Here is a 7,543-nt window from a genome sequence, read left to right as displayed (position 1 = left end):
ACTACTATTAGCAACAATCCGATAATTGTAGCCGGATGGATAGATTCCTTCAGGATGCTTTGAATAAAGAACATCGAGATAAACGGACTTAAAAAGATTAGATTGGATATTTTGGCAGTGTTGCTGGTTAATTGAAGTGCTTTTAGCCACAACAAAAAGGTAAGTCCCATCTCAAATATTCCTACCCATAAACTGGATAATAAAGCATAAGCTAAACTTGCTTGAGGCTTAAATAGACTTTCTTGAGTAATAATAATGTGTAACAAGATTAAGATGGTTCCCACTAAGAAATTGTAAAACAGTTTTGAGGAATTCGGTCTTTTATCTTTGATACTTACTATCCAATATAGTGCCCAGATAAATGAAGATCCAATTGCTAAAGAGCTACCCAAGGCATCATCAAACTTTAATATAGAAAGGCTTCCTTGAGTGGATATAATAAATACTCCCACCAAGCTTACAAGAAGAGCGAGCATATCTTTTAAGCGAAAGTGCTCACCCAGAAAAACCACAGATAATATGGAAAGCATTATTGCCCAAGTATAGTTTAGCGATTGCGCTTCTTGTGCTCTTAAGCGATTGTAGGCTATAAACAATACTACATAATACAAATATGGATTTAGGAAACCTGCAAATAATGACTGTTGGATATTTTTGGTAAACCCAATAAAACAATGCTGCCCAGTGATGTAATTGTAACAAGCTAAAAACAAAGTAGCAAAAAGAGCTGAGAAGAATAGTAATCCTGCAGGATTTAGCTGCCCAAGAGCAAGTTTAAATGCTGTTGAAACACTACTCCAGGCAAGAATAGATAAACCGGCAAATATATAGCTTTTAGATTGATTTTTCATAAAAAAAATGAGGGGTGAGCTTTGGCACCCCTCAAACTACTGTATAACAGGTTATTCTCTCATGGATTGTAATATGCGGGTAAAAGTCTCTTGTAATGGCTTATTATCTGTTTTGGCAGCTGCAAGAATAACAAATTGAACGGCATCTTCGTTTTCGTTGTCCCACTGATACCATTGCTGCGCATAAGAAATCAGCTCTTCATACTGCTCAAGTTCATTTAATAATAAGCAGAGCTGTGCATATTCCAATTCGTTGCTGCGAATGTCTAATAGCTTTTTAAGATATGAAACTGTAAGTTCCTTATTATCGCTACGATATGCTATATCACGGGCATTGAGCAGAATATCCAGATCTGCTGGTTGCAATTCCAGAGCTGCCTGAGTTACCTCCAAAGCCTTACTATAATTTTCCAGCTCGTAGTATGAATATGATAAATTCATAAGGTTATCTGTATCTGCTGGTGCGTTTTCTCTAGCTTGCTCAAAGTACTTTGCTGCTTCAGCAAAATTCTTCACATTGAAATAAAAGGCACCTATTTCTAAAATGTAATCTTGATTATCAGGCTCTTTTTCGATAAGTGATAGAAGAATTTCTTCGGCCTTAGCATCGTCTTTCAGTTCTTTCTGATAGATGTCCTTTAAGCGAATCATCGGCTCGAAACGATCTGGATTTAAATCGTGAGCTAGTTCAAAGATTTCCATAGCTTCTTGAGTGTTACCCGCTGTGGCTGCTTCATCTCCAGCCCGGTAAATTCTTGTCCATGCACCATCTCGACGACGAGTCATGTCTCTAATATCCAACTTCTCTTCGTTAGTAAGATCATCATAACCATCATATATTTCAAGAGCTTTAGTATAGTATTGAAAAGCTTCTGTATTAAATTCTACAGTTTTTGCCGGGAAATTCTCGCCCTTATACAGACTGATATCGGCAATACGGCGTAATGACAAAGCATGATCTGGGTGCGCTTCCAATACTTTGCGATAGAATTCTTCGGCTTTCTCAACGTTCTGTTGGGCATAATATACGCCTGCGGTTTTGGCATTAACGTTTGCTCGAGGACTTAGCTTCTGCCTGGCTGTGCTACACGCACTGAGACCCAATGCCAGTGCCAGCAGGATTATAACGAGTTTTCTCATACGGAATCTCCTGTACTAATCTTTGCTTCCAATAAAAATGGTAAGGCATAAAAAGTCAAGCCATTTTTATCTGTCTAACTCACAAATCAAGGATTGAGCTTTGACGTAAATCTTTATAGTTGAATTAATGATAGATTCTACAACAGAATAAACTAATGCAAACGCAGCATCTGGAAAATTGATTATAATACTGTCTGCTACTAATTAACTTTTGTTATCGGTTCCTTTGTTAAAAGATCAAGCTATGCTTAGCACAAGTTCAAGCAGGGGTGTTCCTTAATTTATAGCTTGATATCTGCGTTAACCTTCGCTAATTGCTAGCTTAAGCATAGGAGCTTGGATGGCTATGATGATTATCTTGGATTATGGTTAGAAAAATGATGAAAAGAATGTAAACTCTTTATCGGTGCATATACACTTGAGTATGGTCAGTATTAGATGACACCCAAAGACCACATTTAGAAATCGGATAGAAAATATGTAACTTGATAACTTTCCCTTTCTTGAATGACTAGTAAATATTCAAGTCATATAATCTCCATCAATCGAGGCAATTAGCAGATGTCAGAGATGTCAGCCCACTTAGCGATGGTGCTGTTGATCTCGTCACAGCTTTTATCTGTCATATCGTTAAACGGAGCGAAATCGCGGAACTCATGCAGATTGTCTTCATCAATAAAATCCGGTATCGGAGTAAGGGCTTTGAACTGGGAGAATTTGCAGGTATAGATCATGCCATCGGCGATGTCTCTCAATCGGAAATCCTCATAACCCAGAGAGTAAAAGCTATCATCCGGCAAATCGCCTACCGGACTGCCTTTCAGGTCAAAAGCCAATTCGGAAAAGTGTGGACTGACTATCGTCTCAATGATGCCGCCGCCCGGAGCCTTTCGGGGAGCATCGGCTTTAATGGCATCCCAGGGATCGTAGAAGCAGATACTACACACTCTGTCTTTATACTGATCATGAAGATGGTTGCCAAAGCGGACGGTTTCGAAACCTTTGAAGACTTTACAGCCATTCTCAATATTGAAACTAGGTTCGCGATAAAGGGTAAAAGCGTGGTGAGAGCCCATGATACCGAATACTTTGCTTACTCCGGGATTGTGATATGCATTTAACGCTTCCAGCCAATTCATTTCGTTGCAATCCTTCCAGATCAAATCGATCTCCTCGGGATTGGGTTTGCGGTTTTGTTCGCGGCATATCTGGTTGTATAGCTTCCAATTATAGGGATCGTTCAGGCCAACGCAGCGGATTTGTTTTGAGGGTGGATTTATTCGGTTTTGTTGCCAGATTACCCTGAATATATCCAGATACTCCTGGTATCCCCAAAAGGCTTCCTGTCTGAGGGTGATCCGTTTTGCCAGAGGGAAATCGAACCACTTTTTGGATAGCAACTCGTCGATCATTGCTTGATCCGCACGACGGCCAAATTCTGTGGCCACTATTGTGATGCCATAATCCGGAAGCAAGGGTATCACACGGTGATACAGCTCCACTTGTTGACGAATATAGTGCATTTCTCCCAAAAGCACGATGTCGTGATCCTCAAACTTTCCCAGAATGTAATCTATCGGCGGCTTTCCCTCGTTCAGAAGATAAGTGCCAAGAACACTATGCATATTTAAACCTCGCAATATCATTTAACAGAGAAGGGATTTGAAATGGTTTCAGAGAACTAAGTATTGAATCAGCCGAAAAAGAGTCTATCGACAGATTTGATATCTATACTAGACTCCTATTGGTAAATGATCCTGGACTCTACTCGAACTGGTGAGTCCCCAATGTTGGCGTAAATTCCAACTCTTTGTTTCTCTGGTTGTTTGAGAGCATCTGATATACCTTGTTACTCACAATCTATGTAGGCCAAACAACCAATTGCATTGTATTCATCTAGCTAATCCAAGTCAAGTTCTTTTTTATAAACAATCTACCTTGCTGCGACGGGCTGGAACCGGCTCAAGCTTTTTCTTCATCTGGCTGACTCCAATTTACACCAACCTTTGAGACACTACCCAGCAAAATTCCAAATAAAACGGGCTAATTATAGCAACGAAAAAATGAAGAATTGCAGATGTGTGAAACTATCTATATATCTTTCAAGAAGATATATAATTGATTCCGATGAGAGCCAAAATTATACTTGACGAATGCGATAGATTTGCCAAACTTGTATCAAATTAACCTTTAATCAATGCCAGTGAGCTTGAAAGGAGAAACAAATGAATCCTCAATTCTTAGGTCGCAACGTCTTCGATCTGGACGATTATTCTCGCGATGAAATCATGTACATTCTTGAAGCAGCAAAAGGAATGAAAGAGATTAATACGCGTGAATACAAAAAAATTCCAACCCTTCGTGGAAAAACCGTATGCACGCTTTTTGTAGAAAATAGCACACGTACACGAATGAGCTTTGAGCTTGCCGCAAACAGACTATCTGCCGATGTGGTGAGTTTTCAGGCTAATGTATCTGCATTACAAAAGGGCGAAAGTTTACAAGATACTGTGTATACTTTAAATGCAATGGGTATAGATCTTTATTGCATACGACACAGTTCTCCGGGAAGTCCCCAGTTAGTAAATAAGTACTCACAAAAACCCGTGATAAATGGAGGCGATGGGCGTCATGCACACCCTACTCAAGCGCTTTTAGATATCTATTCAATTTGGGAAAAAAGGGGAGATATTAAGGGCTTAAAGATTTCGATAGTGGGCGATATTTTGCATAGTAGAGTTGTACGCTCAAACCTTATTGGAATGCGTAAATTGGGGGCAAAAGTGACAGTATGCGGCCCCAAAACCCTAATGCCATCTAATATGGAAAGCGTTTATGATTGTAAGGTCGAGTACGATTTGGGTAAGGCGTTAAGTGGAGCAGACGTGGTAATGGGATTAAGAATGCAGCTAGAAAGAATGTCTGAGGGGCTTTTTCCCAGTTTAGAGGAATATAGTAAGCACTATGTGTTATCAAAAGACACTCTTAAATACGCAAAGGGAAATGCACTGATCATGCATCCAGGACCAATGAATCGAGGGGTGGAGATCTTACCTGAGATAGCCGATAGTAAACAAAGCGTAATAGTAGAACAAGTGGCAAATGGAGTAGCAATTAGGATGGCATTGATGTTTCTGATCTTAGGTGGAAAAGCATAATGGTGGGAGAAGAAGAATGAAAACAATCATAAAAAATGCTCGTATATATATGGATGGCAAGCTATTAAGAAAAGAGATGCTAATAGATGGTCGGAAAATTGCTAGTATTGCCAAGCAAATTGATGATAGGGCAGACCGTACTATAGATGCTGCAGGTGCTGCAATATTTCCTGGTTTTATAGATTTACATGCCCATCTGCGTGATCCTGGTCAAACTTACAAAGAGGATATTGTAACAGGAACCAGAAGTGCGGCGAAAGGAGGTTATACTGCAGTATGCGCAATGCCCAATACAGATCCGGTTACCGATAATATTGCTTCGGTTGAGTATATTCAATTGCGCGCAAAAGAGCTCGGAAGTGCGAAAGTTTATGTTATTGGCGCCCTAACAAAACAGAGCAAAGGAGAAGAGATCAGCGAAATGGCGACCATGAAATCAGGAGGCATTGTTGCCGTTAGCGATGATGGAAACTGTGTGCAAAACTCGCGCTTAATGCTTTCCTGTTTGCGATATGCAGCAAACTTCAAGCTTCCGGTGATTGTGCACCCAGAAGACTACGCATTGGCAGGCAAGGGGCAGATTCATGCCGGAAAAGTTGCCACAAGAATTGGATTATCTGGCATACCAGGGTTAGCCGAAGAAGTTATCATTGCGCGAGATATTATGCTTGCAGAAAGCGCTGGGGCCAGGCTTCACATCGCGCATATATCTACTGAACGGTCGTTAGAATTGGTACGCAGTGCTAAAAAACGAGGACTTCCAGTCACTTGTGAAGTAACTCCCCACCATTTGGTTCTTGCCGAAGAAGCGTGTAGCAGTTTTAATACAAATACAAAAATGAAACCTCCTCTACGAAGTGAAAAAGATCGCCAGGCGTGCATATCTGCATTAAAAGAAGGTTTGATAGATTGCATTGCTTCAGATCATGCTCCTCATGCAGATTTTGAAAAAGAACGTGAGTTTGATCATGCTCCCTTTGGAATAATTGGATTTGAGACTGCTTTTGCTATACTATACGATAAGCTTGTGCAAACAAAAACGATAAGCCTTAAGACTCTGGTGGATAATTTGAGCTCTAAACCAGCCCAGCTTTTAAATTTGCCTGGAGGAATCATCAAAGAAGGAGCTTGCGCAGATATTACGATAATAGATCTAAACTCAAACAGCTCTTTTACAGAAGATAGCTTTCTTTCAAAAAGCTCGAACAGTCCTTGGTTAAATGAATCAGTTAAATCAAGGGTTAAATATACGTTCATGAATGGTAGAATTACATATCAGGATAGTTAAATGATTAAACCTCAATATCACCAAAGAGCAATTCAGCTACGAGAAGAGCTTTCGGATAATTACTTTATTCTATGGATTTGGGATGAAACATTAGGGGCAGCAGGTAAACCGGGACAGTTTTACGAAATTCGTGCAGTTTCTGCACCAATCACAACGTCATTTGCCGAGCAAACGATACCCAAGCTGTATAAACCGGTTAGCATTTACGATAATCAAGGCGGAAGAATAGGTTTTATGATAAAAAAGGTTGGGCCTGGAACTGTAGCGTTATCACGTCTGCATGCCGGAGACACATTGGAGATAATTGGTCCTTGTGGTAATGGTTTTCCCATCGTTATAGGTCGGCGAGTTTTATTGATAAGTGGTGGGATAGGATATCCGCCCTTGTGGTATTTACAAAAAGAGATTATAAACCACAATCAGATCTATTGGATGCACGGAGGGGCTTCGCAGGGGGATGTTTTCCCTTGTGACGAAATCTGGACAGAGGATGGCTCCATTGGAAGAAAGGGGAAAGTGTGTGATGGATTGCAGGCAGTTATCGATAAATATAAGATCGATACTATGTATAGCTGCGGCCCTCAAGGGCTATTAAAAGCAGCAGCTGAGATGAGTATTAGAAATAACATTGAACATTATTGTTCACTGGAATCATACATGGCGTGTGGCATTGGAGTTTGTTATGGCTGCGCAGTTCCCATTGGAACGCCAGAGAACTGGACATATCGTCGCGTGTGTAAGGATGGACCTGTTTTTAATGCAAGGGAGGTAAGATGGGATCTGCTTTAGATGCTCAATTTGGCATAAGACCAAATGCTTGTAAGCTTCTTAAAACAAAATTGGGGAAGTTGGAGCTAAAAACACCTCTAGCTGTAGCATCAGGAACATTTGACCTGGAGAATTTTGAGTTTTTCGATCCGGCATGTTTAGGCGCCTTTGTATGCAAAACTATAACTATGGAACCCAAAAAAGGGAATCCACCCCCGAGGTTATACGAAACAGACGCGGGCTTGTTAAACTCCATTGGATTGCAAAATTCGGGATTGGATGCTTTTATCAAAGAGAAGGTGCCAATCTACAATAAGAAGCTTACAATGCCTCTGATT

Annotated in this window: 7 protein-coding genes; 4 read left to right on the top strand and 3 right to left on the bottom strand. The window is 40.4% G+C overall.

Translation table 11 applies throughout. From position 1 onward, the window contains the following. The 3 genes from LHW48_07215 to LHW48_07205 form a co-directional block, all read right to left on the bottom strand. On the bottom strand, positions 1–851 hold an 851-nt coding region (locus tag LHW48_07215; GenBank protein ID MCB5260247.1), incomplete at its 3' end, for a DMT family transporter. Between the two features lie 51 nt (positions 852–902). Then, positions 903–1,991, bottom strand: a complete 1,089-nt coding sequence (locus LHW48_07210; GenBank protein ID MCB5260246.1) for a tetratricopeptide repeat protein — start codon at positions 1,989–1,991, stop codon at positions 903–905. Positions 1,992–2,545: 554 nt separating this feature from the next. Then, complete coding sequence (locus LHW48_07205; GenBank protein MCB5260245.1) at positions 2,546–3,616, bottom strand: ChaN family lipoprotein; 1,071 nt, start codon at positions 3,614–3,616, stop codon at positions 2,546–2,548. A gap of 600 nt (positions 3,617–4,216) precedes the next feature. Here LHW48_07205 and LHW48_07200 point away from each other — a divergent pair. From LHW48_07200 to LHW48_07185, 4 genes are all read left to right on the top strand, one after another. Then, positions 4,217–5,149, top strand: a complete 933-nt coding sequence (locus tag LHW48_07200; protein MCB5260244.1) for an aspartate carbamoyltransferase catalytic subunit — start codon at positions 4,217–4,219, stop codon at positions 5,147–5,149. A 16-nt stretch (positions 5,150–5,165) separates the two neighbouring features. Continuing rightward, positions 5,166–6,437, top strand: coding sequence for a dihydroorotase (locus tag LHW48_07195; protein MCB5260243.1), 1,272 nt, complete (start codon positions 5,166–5,168; stop codon positions 6,435–6,437). Continuing rightward, the gene (locus tag LHW48_07190; protein MCB5260242.1) at positions 6,438–7,226 is read left to right on the top strand and encodes a dihydroorotate dehydrogenase electron transfer subunit; all 789 of its coding nucleotides are present in this window, start codon (positions 6,438–6,440) and stop codon (positions 7,224–7,226) included. Further along, positions 7,211–7,543, top strand: a 333-nt coding sequence (locus LHW48_07185; protein MCB5260241.1) for a hypothetical protein, incomplete at its 3' end; no start/stop codon positions are given. The genes LHW48_07190 and LHW48_07185, both read left to right, overlap by 16 nt.

This window comes from Candidatus Cloacimonadota bacterium, from assembly GCA_020532355.1.
Taxonomy (GTDB): Bacteria; Cloacimonadota; Cloacimonadia; order Cloacimonadales; family Cloacimonadaceae; genus UBA5456.
This window is presented reverse-complemented; position numbering and strand designations above follow the sequence as displayed.

Coding starts and splice junctions, on each gene's coding strand:
- LHW48_07210 (MCB5260246.1), bottom strand. CDS start 1,991: ATGAGAAAACTCGTTATAATCCTGCTGGCACTGGCATTGGGTCTCAGT.
- LHW48_07205 (MCB5260245.1), bottom strand. CDS start 3,616: ATGCATAGTGTTCTTGGCACTTATCTTCTGAACGAGGGAAAGCCGCCG.
- LHW48_07200 (MCB5260244.1), top strand. CDS start 4,217: ATGAATCCTCAATTCTTAGGTCGCAACGTCTTCGATCTGGACGATTAT.
- LHW48_07195 (MCB5260243.1), top strand. CDS start 5,166: ATGAAAACAATCATAAAAAATGCTCGTATATATATGGATGGCAAGCTA.
- LHW48_07190 (MCB5260242.1), top strand. CDS start 6,438: ATGATTAAACCTCAATATCACCAAAGAGCAATTCAGCTACGAGAAGAG.